Annotated in this window: 12 protein-coding genes; all 12 read left to right on the top strand. The window is 65.2% G+C overall.

Going from position 1 to position 18783, the window contains the following annotated elements; genetic code table 11:
* The first annotated feature begins 204 nt into the window (after positions 1 to 204).
* The 12 genes from tssB (at position 205) to KPB06_RS06355 (ending at position 18677) form a co-directional block, all read left to right on the top strand.
* The gene (gene tssB / locus KPB06_RS06410; protein WP_059573636.1) at positions 205 to 741 is read left to right on the top strand and encodes a type VI secretion system contractile sheath small subunit; all 537 of its coding nucleotides are present in this window, start codon (positions 205 to 207) and stop codon (positions 739 to 741) included.
* 48 nt (positions 742 to 789) lie between these two features.
* Positions 790 to 2289 (top strand): type VI secretion system contractile sheath large subunit, encoded by a 1500-nt coding sequence (gene tssC / locus KPB06_RS06405; RefSeq protein WP_059573637.1) that lies wholly within the window; start codon positions 790 to 792, stop codon positions 2287 to 2289.
* Between the two features lie 205 nt (positions 2290 to 2494).
* On the top strand, positions 2495 to 2977 hold the full coding sequence (locus KPB06_RS06400) for an Hcp family type VI secretion system effector (protein WP_059573638.1): 483 nt from the start codon (positions 2495 to 2497) through the stop codon (positions 2975 to 2977).
* 134 nt (positions 2978 to 3111) lie between these two features.
* Positions 3112 to 3654, top strand: coding sequence for a type VI secretion system lipoprotein TssJ (gene tssJ, locus KPB06_RS06395; protein WP_081066617.1), 543 nt, complete (start codon positions 3112 to 3114; stop codon positions 3652 to 3654).
* A gap of 1 nt (position 3655) precedes the next feature.
* Complete coding sequence (tssK, locus tag KPB06_RS06390; RefSeq protein WP_059573640.1) at positions 3656 to 5005, top strand: type VI secretion system baseplate subunit TssK; 1350 nt, start codon at positions 3656 to 3658, stop codon at positions 5003 to 5005.
* A complete protein-coding gene (tssL, locus tag KPB06_RS06385) occupies positions 5002 to 6306 on the top strand; it encodes a type VI secretion system protein TssL, long form (protein WP_059573641.1) in 1305 nt (434 codons plus the stop codon). The genes tssK and tssL overlap by 4 nt, the downstream gene beginning before the upstream one ends.
* A gap of 14 nt (positions 6307 to 6320) precedes the next feature.
* Positions 6321 to 10229, top strand: a complete 3909-nt coding sequence (tssM, locus tag KPB06_RS06380; RefSeq protein WP_059573642.1) for a type VI secretion system membrane subunit TssM — start codon at positions 6321 to 6323, stop codon at positions 10227 to 10229.
* A complete protein-coding gene (locus tag KPB06_RS06375; RefSeq protein ID WP_226094364.1) occupies positions 10208 to 11011 on the top strand; it encodes a TagF domain-containing protein in 804 nt (267 codons plus the stop codon). The genes tssM and KPB06_RS06375 overlap by 22 nt, the downstream gene beginning before the upstream one ends.
* Complete coding sequence (locus KPB06_RS06370; RefSeq protein WP_059573644.1) at positions 10992 to 11555, top strand: hypothetical protein; 564 nt, start codon at positions 10992 to 10994, stop codon at positions 11553 to 11555. Before KPB06_RS06375 ends, KPB06_RS06370 begins: the two co-directional genes overlap by 20 nt.
* 103 nt (positions 11556 to 11658) lie before the next feature.
* A complete protein-coding gene (locus KPB06_RS06365; RefSeq protein WP_338083645.1) occupies positions 11659 to 14856 on the top strand; it encodes a type VI secretion system Vgr family protein in 3198 nt (1065 codons plus the stop codon).
* Between the two features lie 84 nt (positions 14857 to 14940).
* The gene (locus KPB06_RS06360; RefSeq protein WP_081066436.1) at positions 14941 to 15207 is read left to right on the top strand and encodes a PAAR domain-containing protein; all 267 of its coding nucleotides are present in this window, start codon (positions 14941 to 14943) and stop codon (positions 15205 to 15207) included.
* Between the two features lie 20 nt (positions 15208 to 15227).
* Entirely contained in the window at positions 15228 to 18677 is a 3450-nt protein-coding gene (locus tag KPB06_RS06355; protein WP_059584021.1) for an RHS repeat-associated core domain-containing protein, read from the top strand.
* The last annotated feature ends 106 nt before the right edge of the window (positions 18678 to 18783 follow it).

The raw sequence follows: 18783 nt of genomic DNA, 5'->3' as shown, positions 1-18783 counted from the left end.
GCGTTTTAAATTCGCCGCTTTATTGAGATTAGAGATTTCTTGGATATTTCGTATATCTCCAATTATCGGCAATTAAGTTAGTACTGGTCCTATATAACGGCGCCGACGAGTGTCTTAAGATGCCCGGAGTTTACGCTGAAAGGGCGAAACGGACGAGCATTCGCTCATTGATTTTTTCCCAATCTGAATTCATCTGGAAAGTTTATGGCCATATCCAGCAGTGCACAGAAATTCATTGCGCGAAATCGTGCTCCGCGCGTCCAGATCGAGTACGACGTCGAGATCTACGGCTCCGAAAAGAAGGTCGAGCTGCCGTTCGTGATGGGCGTGCTCGCCGATCTGTCCGGCAAGCCCCTGGAGTCGTTGCCGGCCGTGGGCGATCGGAAGTTCTACAACATCGACATCGACAACTTCGACGAGCGGATGAAGGCGATGAAGCCCCGCGTCGCGTTCTCGGTCCCGAATACGCTGTCCGGCGACGGCCAACTGATGGTCGACATCACGTTCGAAAGCATGGACGACTTTTCTCCGGCGGCGATTGCGAGAAATGTCGACGCGCTGTCGCAGTTGCTCGACGCGCGCACGCAACTCGCCAATCTGCAGACCTACATGGACGGCAAGTCGGGCGCGGAAAATCTTGTCAGCAAGGTGCTGAAGGATCCGGCGCTGCTGAGCGCGCTCGCCAAGGCACCCAAGCCCGAAGCACGGAAGCCGGACGCTCGGGAACCGCAAGAGCAGTGATGCGGCCCTGGATGCTCAACCACGATCTAACACAGGTAAAGGTAAAAAATGGCTGTACGTGAATCGCAGGCGCGAGCTGCCGAGGCGCAGCTCGGCGCCCAATCGGATTTCAATGCACTGTTGTCGCGCGAGTTCAAGCCCAAGACGGAGCAGGCGCGCGAGGCGGTGGAATCCGCCGTCAAGACGCTCGCCGAGCAGGCGCTGGCCAATTCGGTGACGATGTCCGACGATGCCTACAAGAGCATCGAGGCGATCATCGGCGAGATCGATCGCAAGTTGTCGGAACAGATCAACCTGATCCTGCACCACGACGATTTCCAGAAGCTGGAAAGCGCGTGGCGCGGGCTGCATCATCTCGTGACGAACACGGAAACCGACGAGAAGCTGAAAATCCGCTTCATGGACGTGTCGAAGGAAGATCTGCGTCGCACGATGAAACGCTACAAGGGCGTGGCCTGGGATCAAAGCCCGTTCTTCAAGCAAATCTACGAAGAGGAGTACGGTCAGCTGGGCGGCGAGCCGTATGGCTGTCTCGTCGCCGACTATTACTTCGACCACACGCCTCCGGACGTCGATCTGCTGGCGTCGATCGGCAAGGTCGCCGCGGCCGCGCACGCGCCGTTCATCACCGGCGCGTCGCCATCCGTGCTGCAGATGGATTCGTGGCAGGAACTCGCGAACCCGCGCGATCTGACCAAGATCTTCACGCAGAACCTCGAGTACGCACCGTGGAACTCGCTGCGCAACTCCGAAGACTCGCGCTACATCGGTCTGGCCATGCCGCGCTTCCTCGCGCGCCTGCCGTACGGTATCCGCACCAATCCCGTCGACGAGTTCGATTTCGAGGAATCGACCGACGGATCGGACCACCGCAAATACGCGTGGGCCAACGCCGCGTATGCGATGGCCGTGAACATCAATCGCTCGTTCAAGCACTACGGCTGGTGCACGCTGATTCGCGGCGTCGAGAGCGGTGGCGTGGTCGAGAATCTGCCGTGCCATACGTTCCCGACCGACGATGGCGGCATCGACATGAAGTGCCCGACCGAGATCGCGATTTCCGATCGCCGTGAGGCGGAGCTTTCGAAGAACGGCTTCATTCCGCTGATTCATCGCAAGAATACCGATTACGCGGCGTTCATCGGCGCGCAGTCGCTGCAGAAGCCTGCCGAGTACTACGATCCGGACGCGACGGCCAACGCGAACCTGTCCGCGCGTCTGCCGTATCTGTTTGCCTGCTCGCGTTTCGCGCACTACCTGAAGTGCATCGTGCGCGACAAGATCGGCTCGTTCAAGGAGCGCGACGAAATGCAGCAATGGCTCAACGAATGGATCATGTACTACGTCGACGCCGATCCCGCGAACTCGTCGCAGGAAACCAAGGCGCGTCGTCCCTTGGCTGCTGCCGAGGTGGTCGTGGAAGAAGTCGAGGGCAACCCCGGCTACTACCAGGCGAAGTTCTTCCTGCGCCCGCACTTCCAGCTGGAAGGTCTGACGGTGTCGCTGCGGCTCGTCGCAAAGCTTCCGTCGGTCAAGGCGGCCGCCTGATCCCAGCGAGCGATTGCCGCGGGGACGGTTGCTGATCGGCAAGCCCCAGCACGCGCGCTGACCGTCGCGTCGGCGACGTTCCTCGTCCCGCGTATTCCGATGTGATGTTCGACCCCGGGGGAGTGGTGATCAGGCGCTCCGTAAATAAACCTGATCGCAAAGTTAGTTGTACAAAAAATTCAACCAAGACGTAAGGAGTGATGCCATGGCACACGACATTTTCCTCAAGATCAACGGAATCGACGGCGAATCCAAGGATGCTACTCACCATGACGAAATCGAGGTCTTGAGCTGGTCGTGGAACGTATCGCAGCAATCGAACATGCACCTGGGCTCCGGCGGCGGGGCGGGCCGCGCGACCGTCGACGATCTGCAGTTCGAACACTACATCGACCGTGCGAGCCCGAACCTGATTCAGTACTGTCTGCTGGGCAAGCACATCGATCAGGCGAAGCTCACGGTGCGCAAGGCCGGCGGCAATCCGCTCGAATACATCATGTTGACGATGAATGACGTGCTGGTGACGCAGGTGAGCCCGGCTGGCGTCGCGGCTGACGAATCGCGTCCGCGCGAGATCGTTCGCCTGTCGTTCTCGCGCCTGAAGCAGGAATACGTCGTGCAGAACGCGCAAGGCGGCAGCGGCGGTGCGATCACGGCGACGTTCGACATCAAGCGGAACGCGGCGTAAGCGTCGACGCCCGTAGTTCAGGGCGATGCCGCCTGTGCTCGCGCGGGCGGCATCGCAAGCCGTTGACCAAGGCGTCTTCGCGATGCGTGGGGGCCTCGGTCAACGGCTGCCCCGGGTACGACAGGATCTTCCCTATGTTTTCTCGATTTCCGCCAGGTATGGCGACGCGCCGCAATGCACTGAAACGTATCGCGGCCGGACTGACATTTCTGTCGCTTGCTGCGTGCGGAGGGGTGCCGTCGCGGAAGGATCTGGCCGCGTCGCTGAATCTGAAGATCAAGGTGAGCGATGGCGTCAATCCCGACGAGCTCGGGCGGCCGGCGCCGATCATGGTGCGGATCTATGAATTGAAGTCGGCCTATACGTTCGACAACGCCGACTTCTTCTCGCTGCAGAACGACAGCAAGAAGGTGCTCGGCGAAGACGCGATCGTGATCGACGAGTTCGTGCTGCGCCCCGGCGACGTCCGGGATATTCGGCGGCGTATCAATAGCGCGACGACCGCGATCGGCGTGCTGGCCGGATACCGCGAGCTGGGCAAATCGGTGTGGCGCGGCACGTATCGCTTGCCGCCGCCGCCGGAGGAAGCATGGCTTCGGGTGCTGACGGCGCGTACAAAAATCAAATTGAACGTGGATATCGGCCAGCGGGCCGTTCTGGTAACTGAATTGGATTGACATGAGTTGGCATAACAAGGTCGTGTGGAGCGAGGGTCTTTTCCTGCTGCCCCAGCTGTTCCAGCAACAAGAGCGCTATTTCGAACATTTCGCGCACAAGCGTTCCGCGCCGCTCAGCCCGTTCTTCTGGGGCTTCAGTCAGTTCGAGACCGATCAGGAATCGCTTGCGTTCGGCAAGCTGGTGTTGAAGAGCGGTGCAGGCGTGTTTCCCGACGGGACGCCGTTCGACGTGCCGGCGCATGCGCCGCCGCCGCCGCCGTTGACGATCGTGCCCGAGCATCAGAACCAGGTCATCTATCTGGCTGTCCCGTTGCGGCAGCCCAATACCGAAGAGACGGTGTTCCGCGACGAGACGGCGTCGCTGGCCCGCTATCTGGCGTTCGAAAACGAACTGCGGGACAGCAACACGATCGGGCAGGGGCCGAAGCCCGTGCAACTGGCGAACCTGCGCCTGCGGCTGCTGCCCGAAAAAGAACTGACGCAGTCGTGGATCGGCATCGCGCTGACGCGCATCAAGACCTTGCATGCGGACGGATCGGTGTCGCTGCACGTGACCGATCACATTCCGCCGGTCAGCCGGTACGGCGCCGATCCGCTGCTGCGCGAATGGGCGACGCAACTGCATGGCCTCACGAAGCTGCGAGCCGATGCGCTGGCCACCCGTCTGTCCGGTAGCGACGGGCGGGCGGGCGCGGCGGCGGAAGTCGCCGATTACCTGCTCCTGCAGGTACTGAATCGCTATGAACCGCTGCTCGAACATATCTGCCGGATTCGCGAGACGCCGCCGATGGTGTTCTATCGTGAACTCGCGATCATGGCGGGCGAGCTGTCGACGTTCGTGCGCCCGCAGACGCGCCGCCCGCTCCCGACTCCCGGCTACGATCACGCACAACTGTACGCAAGCATCCGGCCGCTCGTGGAGGAGGTCCACTATCTGCTCAACCAGGTGCTGATCCGCGGTGCGCAGCCGATTCCGCTTACCGAGCAGCCGCACGGCATCCGCGTCGCGGCCGTGATGCCCGCGGAACTCTCCGGCTATTCGAGCCTCGTGCTGGCCGTCGGCGCGCAGATGTCGCCGGACGTGCTTCAGCAGCAATTCGCCGCGCAGACGAAGATCAGCCAGCCGCAGCGTTTGCCCGAGTTGATTCGTTCGCACCTTCCCGGGCTCACGATGGTGCCGCTGCCGGTGCCGCCGCGACAGATTCCGTTCAATTCGAGCTACATCTACTACGAGTTGTCGCGCAGCGGGCCGTTCTGGGAGCAGATCGCGCAGCAAGGCGGGCTCGCGATGCATATCGCCGGCCACTTCCCCGAACTGAAACTCGAACTGTGGGGAGTGCGCCATAAATGAACTCCGGTACGTTCGATAAGGACGCGTTCGACTTTCTCGCGGGGGATTCCGGGACGGTGCTCGATCCGCAGAAGGAACGCGCCGGAGACGAAAGGCGTGCCGCGAGCGCACCCGTCGATCCTGGCGAGTTCGATGCGGTCGTGGATATTCAGCAGCGTGTCGACGAGGTGCGCGCAGCCGCGAATCCGCTGCTCGAGGCGGCGCGCCCGTTGCTCAGAATGCTCGCCGACATGCCGGCGACGCTCGATACGTCCGAAGCGGTGGAGGGGCTGAGGACGCTGCTCGTGCGCGAGGTCAACCTGTTTCAAAAGGTATGCGACAAGGTCGATCTGCCGTGGAAGCACATGGCGGTCGTCCGCTACTGTCTGTGCACCGCGCTCGACGAGGCGGCCAACCGCACCAGCTGGGGCGGGAGCGGCGTATGGGCAGCACGGAGCCTGCTGATCACGTTCGAGGGCGAAGTCGACGGCGGCGAGAAGTTCTTCCTGTTGATCGGCCGGATGGCGACCGATCCGCAGGAGTACGTCGATATCCTCGAAATCCTGTATCGCGTGCTCGGTCTCGGCTTCGAGGGCCGCTACAGCGTGATGGCCGATGGGCGCCGCTATCTGGAGCAGATTCGCCAGCGTCTGTGGACGCTCATCACCGGCGCGCGAGACGCGCTGCAGCCGGAGCTGTCGCCGCACTGGCGGGGGGCGCCGCCCGGCAAACTGCCGTTGCTGCGCAGCGTGCCGGCATGGGCGTCCGTCGCGCTCGCGGCGCTCCTTCTGTTCGCACTGTTCGTGTTCTACCAGTACCACCTGCTGACCGAGCGGCATTTGCTGGAGGCGCGCATTCTCGAGATCGGCAAGGAGCGGCTGGCGTCCGCGCCGCAGCGTCTGCGCCTGTCGCAGCTGCTGACGAACGAGATCGCGCGCGGCCTGCTGACCGTTGACGAAGACGACCGGCGCAGCGTCGTCGTGTTCAGGGGCGATTCGATGTTCGCGTCGGGCCAGAGCGTGGTGTTGCCTGAGATCGAGCCGATCCTGAACAAGGTCGCGAGCGAAGTGGCGCGCGTCGGCGGCAACGTGCTCGTGAGCGGGCATACCGACAACCAGCCCATTCGTAGCGCGGCTTTCGCGAACAACCAGGTTCTGTCGGAAAAGCGCGCGGCGTTTGTCGCGCAAATCCTGCAACGGGACGGTACGCCCGCGGAGCGGATTCGCGCGGTCGGCAAGGGTGACACGCAGCCGATCGGCGATAACGCGACGGCGGCCGGCAGAGCACTCAACCGTCGCGTCGAAATCATGGTCACCCCGTAGTACCGGAATTCAGCATGTCTTATTTGAAACGTCTTTTCAGATGGTTGGTCTCGTGGCGGATGCTGGCGTGCGTGGCGATTCTGCTGGCATGCGTGGCGGTCTGGTTTCTGGGGCCGCTGTTCGTGTTCGGCGAGCTGCATCCGTTCGCCGGCGCCGTGATCCGCTCGATCGTGATCGCGCTGTTGGCGGGCCTGCTCGTCCTGTGGCTGAGAAGGTGGCCGCTGAGTCCGGTCTGGGTGATCGCGCTTTGCGTCGCGCTCTGGCACGTCGGCCCGCTGTTCGGGTTCGCGGAGCATCATCCGCTCCAGCCGATCTGGGTGCGCGTGTTGATCGTCGCGGCGATCGTGTTCTGCTATGCGCTCTACGGTCTGTACAAGTTGTGGCAGGCGTTGCGGTCGAACGATGCGCTGCTGAAGCGCTTTCTCGAGCCGAAGGGGGACGAGCCGGCCGAAATCGGCCGCGACGAAGTGCGTGCGGTTGCGATGGTGGTGTCCAAGGCCATCGCGCAGTTGAAGCGCTTGCGCGGCGGCACGCTCGGATGGCGTCGCCTGCTCGAGGTGGACCGTCATCTGTACGGGCTGCCGTGGTACATGATGCTCGGTACGCCGGGGGCCGGGAAGACGACCGCGATCCTCGGGTCGGGCCTGCAGTTTCCGTTGACCGACCAGATGGCGGCGGTGTCCGCGCACGGGATCGAGCACACCGCGAACTGCGAATGGTGGTTCGCGAACGAGGCGGTGCTGATCGACACCGCAGGTCGCTATGTCGAGCAGGACGACGCGCGGGAAGAAACGGCTACGACGGTCAACGCCGCGGAATGGAAGGCGTTGCTCGGCCAGTTGCGCAAGCATCGGCCGCGCGCGCCGCTCAATGGCGCGATCCTGACCGTGAGCGTGGCGGACCTGGTCAACCGGTCGGAAGTCGAGCGCACCGCGCTCGCGGCGAGCTTGCGGGCCCGGCTCGGCGAACTGCGCCAGCAACTCGGGATTCGGTTCCCCGTCTACGTATTCGTCACGAAGCTGGATCTGTTGCCGGGCTTTACCGAGTATTTCCAGTCGTTGACGGCCGACGGGCGCACGCAGATCTGGGGTTTCACGCTGCCGTGCGACGAGTCGGGCGCGGCGAGCGTCGACGGGCTGCGACGTCACTGCATGCGTGAACTGACGCTGCTGGAAGCGCGGGTCGACGCCGGCTTGAACAACCGCTTGCTCGAAGAATACGAGGGAGAGCGTCGCAAGCGGCTGTACCCGCTGGCACAGGAGTTCCGCAGCCTGTCGGCGTTGCTCGCGGATCTGGTGGAACTGGTGTTCCTCGATTCCCGCTACGACGACGCGCAGTTGCAGAACATGCTGCGCGGCGTCTATTTCACGAGCGCCGAGCAGACGGATCAGGTGATGACCGTCGACCGCGACACGGTGCTGCAGCGCCTGAGGCGCAAGCTGGCACGCCTGCGTACGACCAGCGACACGGCAGCGCACGTGCGTGGCGACGATGCGATCGCCGGGCATCGCAGCTATTTCCTGCGCAACGTGTTCCAGCACGTGATCGTGCCGGAGGCGCATCTGGTCCGCGCAGATCTGAAGTGGGAGATTCGCTTCAGAACGATGCGCTGGGCTGGCCATCTGCTGACCGTGGCCCTGTTCGTCTGGCTCGCGTTTTCGCTCACGGTGAGCTACGAAAACAACCGGAACTATCTGTCCGCGATTTCCGGCAAGACGTCGGCGCTGGCCGCGCGGGCTGCGGCATACAACAAGGCACCGAAAGCGGCGGCGATCGGCGGCCTGCTGGACAGGTCGAGGGATCTCCCGCGCCACGGCGATTTCGATCTCGATGCACCGGGCCTTGCGTACCGCTACGGCCTTTATGTGGTCCCGGCCATCGTCTCGGCGTCGGATACGACCTATCTGAGCCTGTTGCAGCAGACGTTGATGCCGCAGATCGTGGCGCGCGTCGAAGGCGATCTGAACACGCAGATCGCCGCGCAAAACCCGGACGATGTATATCGCACGCTGACCATCTACCTGATGTTGTACGAAGCCGGGCGTTACGACGCGAAGGCAGTCCGGGCCTGGGTGCTGCGGGACTGGGAGCGCGCCGACAGCGCGGCGGCGATGGGCGGCCGCAATGCGATGACGCGGCACCTGGAGGCGCTGTTCGTCGACGGCCGTCCGGTCAAACCTTCCATGAAGCAGGATGCCGCGCTCGTGCAGCGCGCACGCCTCTTCCTGAGCCAGAACCCCGCGCCGAGGCGGCTGTACGAGCGGGCGATCGGCGCGATGCAGAAGGAGGCGCCCGAAAACTTCACGCTCGCGCAGGCGCTTGGGCTGCAGGGCGCGTCGCTTTTCAAGCTGGTGGACGGGTCGCGCTTCGAGCAAGGCGTGCCGGGGCTTTACACGTATGACGGTTATCACGCGTTGTTCAGTCAGCGTCTGCCCGAATTTCTCACGCGCGCGCAAGACGACGACGATTGGGTCATGGGACGCGCGTCGAAGCGCAACGATCTCGTGGCATCGATACAGGGCACCCGGATCGTGGCGGCCAGATCGTCGCTCGCCGACGAGATTCGCCGCCAGTATTTGATCGATTACGGAAACTACTGGCAGCAGTTTCTCGCCGACATTCGGCCGGCCACGAGCGGCGAGAACGGCCGGGACGGCACGCTGGCGCTCGACCAGGCGACGCTGCGCGCACTCGCCGCCCCTGATTCGCCGCTGGTGAGGCTGGCGCGCGCGGTGGTCCGGGAAACGTCGCTGTCGGTCATCGATGCACCGGAGCCGTCGTCGCTGAACGACCTCGCGCTGGCAGCGGTCGGCCGGCGATCCTCGGCGGCGCGAACGGCGGCGGTCGAAGCCGGGAAGATCGCCGCGCAGCGGCCGGAAACGCGACTCGAGAAGGAGTTCGTCGACAACCGCTTTGCGGCGTTGCGCGAAGTCACCACCGGGCAGGCCGACACCGGCAGCGGTCCGGCGATGACGGACAAGCCGATTTCGGTGGGCGGCAAGGCCTTGCAGCTCGACGCGATCCTGACGTTGATCAACGAGCAATACACGCGTCTCGTCGTCGCGAGCAACGCACTGTCGGCCAACAGCATGCCGCCGGCGCTGGATATCGGCACGACGCTGCAGACCGAAGCCGAAAAGCTGCCGGCGCCATTGCGGCTCGTCCTGGGCGGTATCGCGACGCAGGTGGCGGACAAGGTCGGGCAGGAGGTCGGCGGGCTGCTCGCGATGCAGGTCGATACGAGCGTCGGGCAAACCTGCCGGCGCACCATCGACGGCAAATACCCGTTCGTGCGCAGCAGCCAGGAAGTCGACGTGGAGGACTTCAACCGGATGTTCGCAAGCGGCGGCGTATTCGACGAGTTCTTTCAGAAATCGCTGGCGAGCTATGTCGATACGAACGCGAAGCCGTGGCGCTACAAGTCACTGAGCCCCGGCATGCCGCCGATCAAGGGGCCGAGCCTCGCACCGTTCGAACGTGCGGCGGCGATCCGCGAAGTGTTCTTCCGCGATCAGGGTGCAAAACGGATGGCGTGGAAGATGGATGCGAAGGTGGCCGCGATCGACCCGGAGATCACCGAATTGCTGATTGACGTCGACGGTCAGACGCAGCGCTACGTGCACGGCCCGGTCACGCCGTTCGCGCTGAGCTGGCCCGGACCGCGCGGCGGCGCGGTAGCGGAGATCGCGGCAAGACCGGCGATCCGGCCGGATACGTCGACGATCGTCGCGACGGGGCCCTGGGCGCTGTTCCGGTTGATCGAGCGCGGCCAGTTGACCGGCACGGCATCGGCCAGCCGCCTGACGCTGGCGTTCGATTTCGATGGTCGGCATGCGGCGCTCGAGCTGATGACGAGCGGGCAGTCGAATCCGCTGACGAGCAATCTGCTGACGAGCTTTCATTGCCCTGGGGGGCTCGCGTGACGGTCGGCATGCCGGCGCTGTGGGGGCGTCTCCCCGCGTCGGTCGAGCAGATCCGGCACCGCACGACCGTCATGCAGGCTCTTCAATGGCAACACTGGCTGACGCGTCATCCCGAATGGGCGGCGCATCTGTCCGGCGAAGGCGGCACACATGCGTTGCCGTGGAGTTTCGTGCTGACGCCCGCCTGTTCGCCGTTCGCCGATGGGCGATATGTCGTCGGCGTGATGGCCGCTTCGTGCGATCGGGCCGGACGGCGGCATCCATGCATCGTCTGCTGCACCGTGTCGCGCCGCTGGCTGGAACGCCGGCTGCGCGAGCCGCGCGGCGTGTTGTTCCAGATGGCGCGCCTGCTGGCGAGGTACGTGCCGCCGCGTGCGCAACCGGCCGATCCGGATCGCTTCGTGTCGTCGTTGTACACGCAACTTGATGCGCTGTGGGACGCGGCGCACGCATTCGTATGGCCGCGCATGGGCAGGCGCGGCCGAAAGGCGGTCGTGCCGTCGGCGGATTCGGAAATTCAAGGGGCGGGCTGCGGCGACGATCCCGCGCGCGTGCTGACCGGCGTACCCGAGGTGCCGTGGGCGGCGTGGCCGCGGTGTACGACGCAGGGCGAAGGCGGGTGGTTCTGGCAACAGGACGATCGCGGCGGTTTCGTCGATCAGAGGTGGATCGCCGGTTTGCCGGCGGGCGCGGCGGCGATCGCGCGCGACGCCGACGAACCGGATTCGGATTGCACCGTCGATGTCGAGCAAGAGCGGACTCATGAACATACGGAACGCTGATACATACACGTTCGATCAACTGCCGTGCGAGCACGAGCAGGGCACGCGTGCGCTGGAGCGGGCGATTGCTTCGAATTGCACGACCTTGCGCAGCCGACACCGCGAATATCGCGAGATTGTCGCGTTTCGTCGCACGCCGCACATCAAGAAGCTCGAGCGCACGTTGTGGTTGGCTGCGTGGCAACTGCACGACGTGGACGACGCGAAGGTGGCCGCGCTATGCGCGAACGGCAACCTGGCGACGATCGCCAGCATGCTGGCCGAATGGTTAGGCGTACATGCCGCGCCGGTCGAGTGGGTGGCGGGAATCGATCCCGGCGGTGGCGCGCCGTTGGTTCCGGGCGTGCGCGCGGTCTACTGCATGCGCCGCGTCGTTGCATTCGGACGGAAGGTGATCGATGCGCGCGACGCGAGCGATCTCGACCTGGCCGCAAGCTATCTGGTCGATGCCGCGACGAGTATCGGCGCCGATTTGCTGATCGACGTGCTGCTGAAGCTCGCGGCGGTGCGTGTCCGGTATCCGGCGCGCGCATCCGGCACATGACGCAGGCAACCGCAGGGCGGCGCCATACGGCTGCTGCATGCGGATATAGGGCAATGCGCGTGGGCGCATCTTTGTTTTGGGTGAGTGGGAGCGAATAGATCGCATGTCAATCAATTCTTCGGAAGGACTGATCAATCAGGAGCGCACGGTGGTGATTCGCAGCGATGCGATGCCACGGCTGCTTGGCAAGCCCGCGCTCCGATTCCTGTCGCTTCGCGGTGGAGAGCATCTCGGGAAACTTTACACGTACGAGTTGCTGCTGCGCACGCCGGACGATTTTCACGTGCCGTTGTCGACCAGTGCGAATCTCGATCTGAAGGCGATGATCGGCACCGAGATGACCGTCAGTGTGCAATTGGAGGGCATCGGGACGGGCGTGGAAGGCGGTGTCGGCGCCGGCGGGCGGGAAATCAGCGGCCTCGTCGTGAAAGCGGGTTTCCTGCGCACGGAAGGGCGCTACAACGTTTACCGCATCGTGTTGCGGCCGTGGCTCTGGCTCGCCACGCTGACGAGCGACTACAAGATCTTTCAGGACAAGACGGTGGTCGAGATCATCGACACCGTGCTGAGCGATTATCCGTATCCGGTCGACAAGCGGCTCGACGTCGACAAGTACACGGTGCAGGGCGAGAGTACGCGCAATGAGCCGCGGGCATTCCAGGTGCAATACGGCGAGACGGATTTCGATTTTATCCAGCGCCTGATGGAGGAGTGGGGGATCTACTGGTTCTTCGAGCACTCGGACGGCAAGCACCGGCTCGTGCTGTGCGATCACATCGGCGCGCACCGCCGCTCGCCGAGTGCCGCCTATCACGAAATCAGGCACCACCCGGAAGGCGGCAAGATCGACATCGAGTATCTGAATTATTTCTCGACGGACGAATCGCTGCGGCCGGGGCGCGTGGTGGTCGACGATTTCGATTTCACGCGGCCGAGGGCGCAGCTCGTGACGTCGAACCATCAGCCGCGCGAAACGAACTGGGGCGAAGGCGAACTGTTCGAGTGGCCCGGCGACTATACCGACAGCAAGCATGGCGATCTCATCAGCCGCGTCCGGATGGAAGAGCGCCGTGCGCCCGGCACGCGCGCGTTCGGCAAGGGCAACGTGCGCGGCCTCGCGTGCGGCCAAACCTTCACGCTGACGAAACACAAGCACGAGGAAGCCAACCGCGAGTATCTGATCATCGAAGCGGCGTTGATGCTGACCGAAATCGCCGACGAATCCGGCAGCGGTTACCGGTACGAATGCAATAACGAGCTGATCGTACAACCGACGAGCGAAGTGTTCCGGATGCCGCGCGAGACGCCGAAGCCGACCACGAGTGGCCCGCAGTCGGCGATCGTCGTGGGTCCGCCGGGACACGAAGTGTGGACGGACGAGTTCGGCCGCGTGAAGGTGCGCTTCCTGTGGGACCGGTATGCGCGCAACGACGCGACGGATTCGTGCTGGGTGCGTGTCAGCCAGGCATGGGCGGGCGTGAATTTCGGTGGCATCTATATCCCGCGCATCGGGCAGGAGGTGATCGTCGGCTTCATGAACGGCGATCCCGATCGTCCGTTGATTCTCGGCAGCCTGTACAACACCGTGACGCCGCCTCCGTGGGATCTGCCCGGAGAAGCGACGAAGAGCGGCTTCAAGAGCAAGACGATCACCGGCGGCCGCGAAAACTACAGCGGGATTCGCTTCGAAGACAAGAAGGGCGCCGAGGAATTCCACATGCAGGCGGAGCGGGACATGAACCGCCTGACGAAGCGCAACGAGTCGCTCACGGTCGGTGCGAGTCTGTCGGTCGGCGTCGCGCTGACACACACGCGCGCGGTGGGCGGCATGTTCACCAGCATCGTGGGCGGCGCCGCCAGCTACGCGGTGGGCGGCGCCGAGTCGACGATGATCGGCGGTGCTTGTGCGCTGAACGTCGGCGGCGCGTATGCGATTGCGGTGGGCGGTGCGATGTCGACGTCGGTGGGCGGTGCCTATGCGCTGAACGTCGGTGGTGCGCTTTCCATCGTATGCGGTGCGTCGGCCATCAACATGACGGCCGACGGCACGATCAAGCTGGTCGGCACGAAGATCCGGATCGTCGGCAGCAACGAGGTCGTGGTTCAGGGTTCGCCGCTGCAGTTGAATCCTGGATGTGGCGACGGCTGTGCGGGCGGCGGCGGTGGGGGCGGGGCGATTCCGCCGATTCCATTCCCGACTTTCATGTTCAAGATCACCAAGCCGCTTCTGCCGCCGCCGCCGCCGCCGCCGACGGTTGTTCCGCCGCCGCCGAGCGTTGCACCACCGCCGCCGACCGAGCCGCCGCCACCGAGCATCGAGCCGCCGCCGCCGAGTGTCGAGCCGCCGCCGCCGAGTATCGAGCCGCCGCCGCCGAGTGAGACGCCGCCGCCGAGCGAGCTGCCGCCGCCGAGCGAGCTGCCGCCGCCGAGCGAGCTGCCGCCGCCGAGCGAGCTGCCGCCGCCGAGCGAGCTGCCGCCGCCGAGCGAAACGCCGCCGCCAAGCGAAACGCCGCCGCCGAGCGAGCTGCCTCCGCCGAGCGAGACGCCGCCGCCGAGCGAAACGCCGCCGCCGAGCGAGCTGCCTCCGCCGAGCGAGACGCCGCCGCCGAGCGAAACGCCGCCGCCGAGCGAAACGCCGCCGCCGAGCGAAACGCCTCCGCCGAGCGAAACGCCGCCGCCAAGCGAAACGCCGCCGCCGAGCGAAACGCCGCCGCCGAGCGAAACGCCGCCGCCGAGCGAAACGCCTCCGCCAAGCGAGACGCCGCCGCCGAGCGAGACGCCGCCGCCGAGCGAAACGCCGCCGCCGAGCGAGACGCCTCCGCCGAGCGAGACGCCTCCGCCAAGCGAAACGCCTCCGCCAAGCGAAACGCCTCCGCCAAGCGAGACGCCGCCGCCAAGCGAGACGCCGCCGCCAAGCGAGACGCCGCCGCCAAGCGAGACGCCGCCGCCAAGCGAGACGCCGCCAAGCGAGACGCCGCCGCCAAGCGAGACGCCGCCGCCAAGCGAGACGCCGCCGCCAAGCGAGACGCCGCCGCCAAGCGAGACGCCGCCGCCAAGCGAGACGCCGCCGCCGAGCGAAACGCCGCCGCCGAGCGAGACGCCGCCGCCGAGCGAAACGCCGCCGCCGAGCGAAACGCCGCCGCCGAGCGAAACGCCGCCGCCAAGCGAGACGCCTCCGCCAAGCGAAACGCCGCCGCCAAGCGAAACGCCGCCGCCGAGCGAAACGCCGCCGCCGAGCGAGACGCCACCGCCGAGCGAAGAGCCACCGCCGAGCGAAGAGCCACCGGAATCGGAATTTTGATTGCGTGGCTAAACCGTGTGTCGCCGCACCCTGCACGGGTGCGGCGACACCAAAGTGATGGGTTTTACGGGGAGAGAAATCACCATGAGCAATCCAGCAGCCAGAGTCGGTGACGCGATCGGCCATGGCGGAGCGATCGTGACCGGTTCGGGCGACGTGTTCACCAACGGAATATCGGCCGCCTATGTCGGCAGCGCCGCGGTTTGCGGCCTTCATTGTTCGGCCCAGGCGGTTGTAACCGGTTCGGGGTCTGTCTTCATCAACGGCTCGCCGGCGGCTTTCGTTGCATGCTCGACGTCCTGCGGCGCCCCGGTCGCGTCGGGGTCGGGCGACGTGTTCATCGGCGGGTAACGGCAGGTCAGGGAGTTCAAATGAGTGGAATTGGAGGGTTGGGCGGCGTGCTTGCCGGGTTGCAGGGCACGGTGCTGGAGTCGCTCGACGTCGCGCCGCGTCTCGATCGTCATCGCGGGCAGCCGAGTGATTTGGCCGGCCGCCACGGGGTGGAGCGGGCGTTGTCCGGCCTCCTTTGCGAGTCGGTCGACATGGTTTCGGGCAACAAGATTTGCCTGCCGCGAAACGAAGTCGACTTCAGGCTGCCCGGCCGCTTGCCGATCGAATGGTCAAGGTTCTATTCGAGTGCGCTGTCCGCGAACGGCATGCTCGGGGTCGGCTGGCGCACTGCATGGGACGTCACGCTGCGACGCCGGAACGACGACCGGCTCGACTACATCGACGAACAAGGCCGGATCGTATCGCTGCCGATGCCTGAACGCGGCGACCAGATCATCGTTTCATCCGAGCAGCTTCATGTGGCCCGCCTGTCGGACGACCGGATCGTAGTCGCCGATCTGACGCCGCGTTACACCGTCTTCGGGGAATTCGACGAACACGGCATCGCACGTGTCAAGTATGTCGAGGATCTGGGGCGCCGCCGGGTGGGATGCATCTGGGACGGCGGGCGCCTGCTGCGCGTGCGCGGCACGTGCGGGCATGAATTGCGGATGCACTACGAGCGTGACGGATCGCACTTGACCGGCATCGAATGTGTCGACGGCGGACCGACCGGTTTTCTTGTTCGTTATGCGTACGACGAGCACGGCCGGCTAGCCGAGGTGCGTAATCGGCTCGGCGACGTCGTCCGCGGCTTCGCCTACGACGACAGCGGCCGCATGGTCGAGGAAATCGGTCCGCTTCGGCAGACCATGCGTTACACGTGGCAGACGATCGGCGGTGCGTCGCGCGTCGTCGAGCGCTCGACCTGCCGCGGCGCGCGCGAGCACTGCACGTACGAACTGGCCGAACGCAGTACGCAGGCAACCGACGTGTTCGGCCATACGGCACACTGGCAATACGATGCGCGGGGCCGCGTGCTCGCTTATGTCGATTTCGACGGGCGGCGGTACGCGTTCGAGTACGACAACGCAGGCTGGCCGAGCGCACTGACGTTGCCGGGCGAGCGCGAGGTGCGCGTCGTCAACGACAACCTGGGCCGGCCGATCCGTGAGGAGGCGCCATTGAGCGGCGAACGCTCGACGGTCTACGCGTTCGCGAGCCGCGAGCCGCTGAGCATTCGCCTGCAGGACGGCCGGACGTGGCTCTGGCAGCGCGACGACGAATTGCGGCCGACCCAGTTCCAGTCGCCGTCCGACGGCGTGACGCAGACGACGTATTCGGAACAGGACGGCGTCCAGATTCGGACCGACACGCACGAGCAGCGCGGCGCCGTCGTGCTCGAATACGACGGGCGCGGGCTCGTGTCGAAGCGGACCGATGCGGCGGGGCGCACGGTGAGCTATCTGCGCGACGGCAACGGACATGTCGTGGCCGTCACGGACCCGTTCGGGGCCGTGACGAAGATCGAGCCCGATCTGCTCGGGCGGCCGTTGATCGTGACGCTGCCGGACGGCCGGCAGGAGCGGCGGATCTGGAACGCCGCGGGGCAGTTGACCACGTCGACCGGCGTTGACGGGCAGGCGCGGCACTGGCATCGCGACCAGTACGGATGCGTGGTGAGCGCGGTGGACGAGGAAGGAAACGTCACGGCGCACGAGTTCGATGCGCACGGCCGCAGGATTCGCACCGTCGCCGGCAACGGCGGGATTCAGCGCCTGACCTGGGACCCGGTCAAGCGGTTGACGTCGATCGTCGACGCGGACGGCGTGACCCGGTCGTTCAGCTATGCCGCATCGGGCGCGCTGCAGCAGATCACATCGACGTCGGATGGACAGACGCGCACCGAAACCTTCGCCAACGATGTGCTCGGGCGGATGGTTGGCCGCGACACCGAACACGCGCGCTATCGTTACACGTACGTGCGCGACGGCCAGCTCGGGATGGTGCACTGCCTGCCGACCGAAGCCGGGGCGGCGATCGGCGTCGAACCCGACACGCTGCGCTTCGAATACGATGCGGCCGGGCGTCTGACGGCGGAACACGACATGCATGGCGCGCTGCGCTACGTGTACGACGACGCAGGACGGCTCGCCGCCGTGACGCTGCCGGACGGGCACATCTTGAAATCGGAGCGCGACGAGGCTGGCGTAGTCACGCTGATGGGACTGGGCCATGGCGACGAAATGCATGGTATCGCCGCATTGAGTTACGAAGCGGCCACGCGCCAGTTGTTGCGCTCTCAAGGGGAACTGTACCTGCGCTCGGTTTACGCGGGCGCATTGATCGAGCGCTGGTTCGCGATGACGGTGATCCGGACGGCCGACAACGAGATGTTGCCGGGCAGCGCGGAATTCTGGCGCGAGTTTCATTACAGCCCGGCCGACAATCTCGTGCAGGTCGACGATCGTTTCAACGGCCGGACCTATTACGACTACGATCGTCGGGGCTGTCTGCTGCGCGTCGTCTCGGACGAACTCGGCATCGAATATTTCACGTGGGATGCGGCGGGCAACCTGCTCGAGACGCCGCGCACCGGATGGCAGCCTGCCGTGTATCCCGATCATCGGCTACGTGAGTGTCGAGGCTATCGCTACGAATACGATGCGTGGGGGCAGGTGGCCGCCAAGCGCGGCGCGGCGGACGAACAGACGTTCACGTGGGACGCGGACGGCCGGTTGATGAGCGTACGGAGCCGGCGCGGCGAGGTGCGTTATCGCTACGATGCGTTGGGGCGCCGCGTCAGTAAATCGTTCGGACAATCGCAAGCGGGCGGCGCGCGACGCCTGGATGACAACGCGGAGGTCACGCGCTTCGTCTGGCATGGCGAGCGCCTTGTCCAGGAAACGACGGGCGAGAACGTGCGGATTTATCTGTATCAGCCGGCACGGGACGGGGCCGTCGGTTATGCGCCGCTTGCCTGCGTGGACCGGCGACGCAAGGACGACGGCACGTTTTCCGGAATGCACGTGTATTACTACCAGACCGATCTCGCCGGCACGGCGGTCGCGCTGACCGACGCGGCGGGCAAGCTCGTGTGGAGCGGCCGCTACAAGGCATGGGGGCAGGTGATACCGTGGACCCAACTGGCCACGCCGGTGCGGCAGCCGTTGCGGTTCGCGGGGCAGTATCTGGACGACGAGACCGGGCTGCATTTGAATGGCCGTCGCTACTACGACCCCGATGCGGGCCGCTATCTCAGCCCGGATCGTGCCGCGCCGGCGGGCGTGAGCCCGTATCGCTACGTGTCGAGTCCGTTGAGCGTCGCGAACCCGAACGGTCGCGCCGTTTCGCTGAGGCGGCCGAAGGGGGACGTTGACGGCGCATCATGCGCGGACGGCCCGATTGATCTGTCGACGCGGCTGACGGGCGGCATCGACGAGTGCGATGTCATGTCGGGCGGCGAATGGCTGGCGTGGCTGGACCGTTGAGGCGGGGCGGCGTATCAGGTGGGGGGCGGTCGGCCCCCCGTTTCATTTCGGTGAAGCAGACGGCGTTTTCCCTGCACCGGCCGGTATTGCGGCCATGCTTCACGCC

Origin of the sequence: Burkholderia semiarida, assembly GCF_029268935.1 — a bacterium.
Taxonomy (GTDB): Bacteria; Pseudomonadota; Gammaproteobacteria; order Burkholderiales; family Burkholderiaceae; genus Burkholderia; species Burkholderia semiarida.
The sequence above is the reverse complement of the archived record's forward strand: the minus strand, read 5'-3'. Positions and strand labels throughout refer to the sequence as shown.

Coding starts and splice junctions, on each gene's coding strand:
- KPB06_RS06360 (WP_081066436.1), top strand. CDS start 14,941: ATGAGCAATCCAGCAGCCAGAGTCGGTGACGCGATCGGCCATGGCGGA.
- tssM (WP_059573642.1), top strand. CDS start 6,321: ATGTCTTATTTGAAACGTCTTTTCAGATGGTTGGTCTCGTGGCGGATG.
- KPB06_RS06365 (WP_338083645.1), top strand. CDS start 11,659: ATGTCAATCAATTCTTCGGAAGGACTGATCAATCAGGAGCGCACGGTG.
- tssJ (WP_081066617.1), top strand. CDS start 3,112: ATGTTTTCTCGATTTCCGCCAGGTATGGCGACGCGCCGCAATGCACTG.
- KPB06_RS06355 (WP_059584021.1), top strand. CDS start 15,228: ATGAGTGGAATTGGAGGGTTGGGCGGCGTGCTTGCCGGGTTGCAGGGC.
- tssC (WP_059573637.1), top strand. CDS start 790: ATGGCTGTACGTGAATCGCAGGCGCGAGCTGCCGAGGCGCAGCTCGGC.
- tssB (WP_059573636.1), top strand. CDS start 205: ATGGCCATATCCAGCAGTGCACAGAAATTCATTGCGCGAAATCGTGCT.
- tssL (WP_059573641.1), top strand. CDS start 5,002: ATGAACTCCGGTACGTTCGATAAGGACGCGTTCGACTTTCTCGCGGGG.
- KPB06_RS06400 (WP_059573638.1), top strand. CDS start 2,495: ATGGCACACGACATTTTCCTCAAGATCAACGGAATCGACGGCGAATCC.
- KPB06_RS06370 (WP_059573644.1), top strand. CDS start 10,992: ATGAACATACGGAACGCTGATACATACACGTTCGATCAACTGCCGTGC.
- tssK (WP_059573640.1), top strand. CDS start 3,656: ATGAGTTGGCATAACAAGGTCGTGTGGAGCGAGGGTCTTTTCCTGCTG.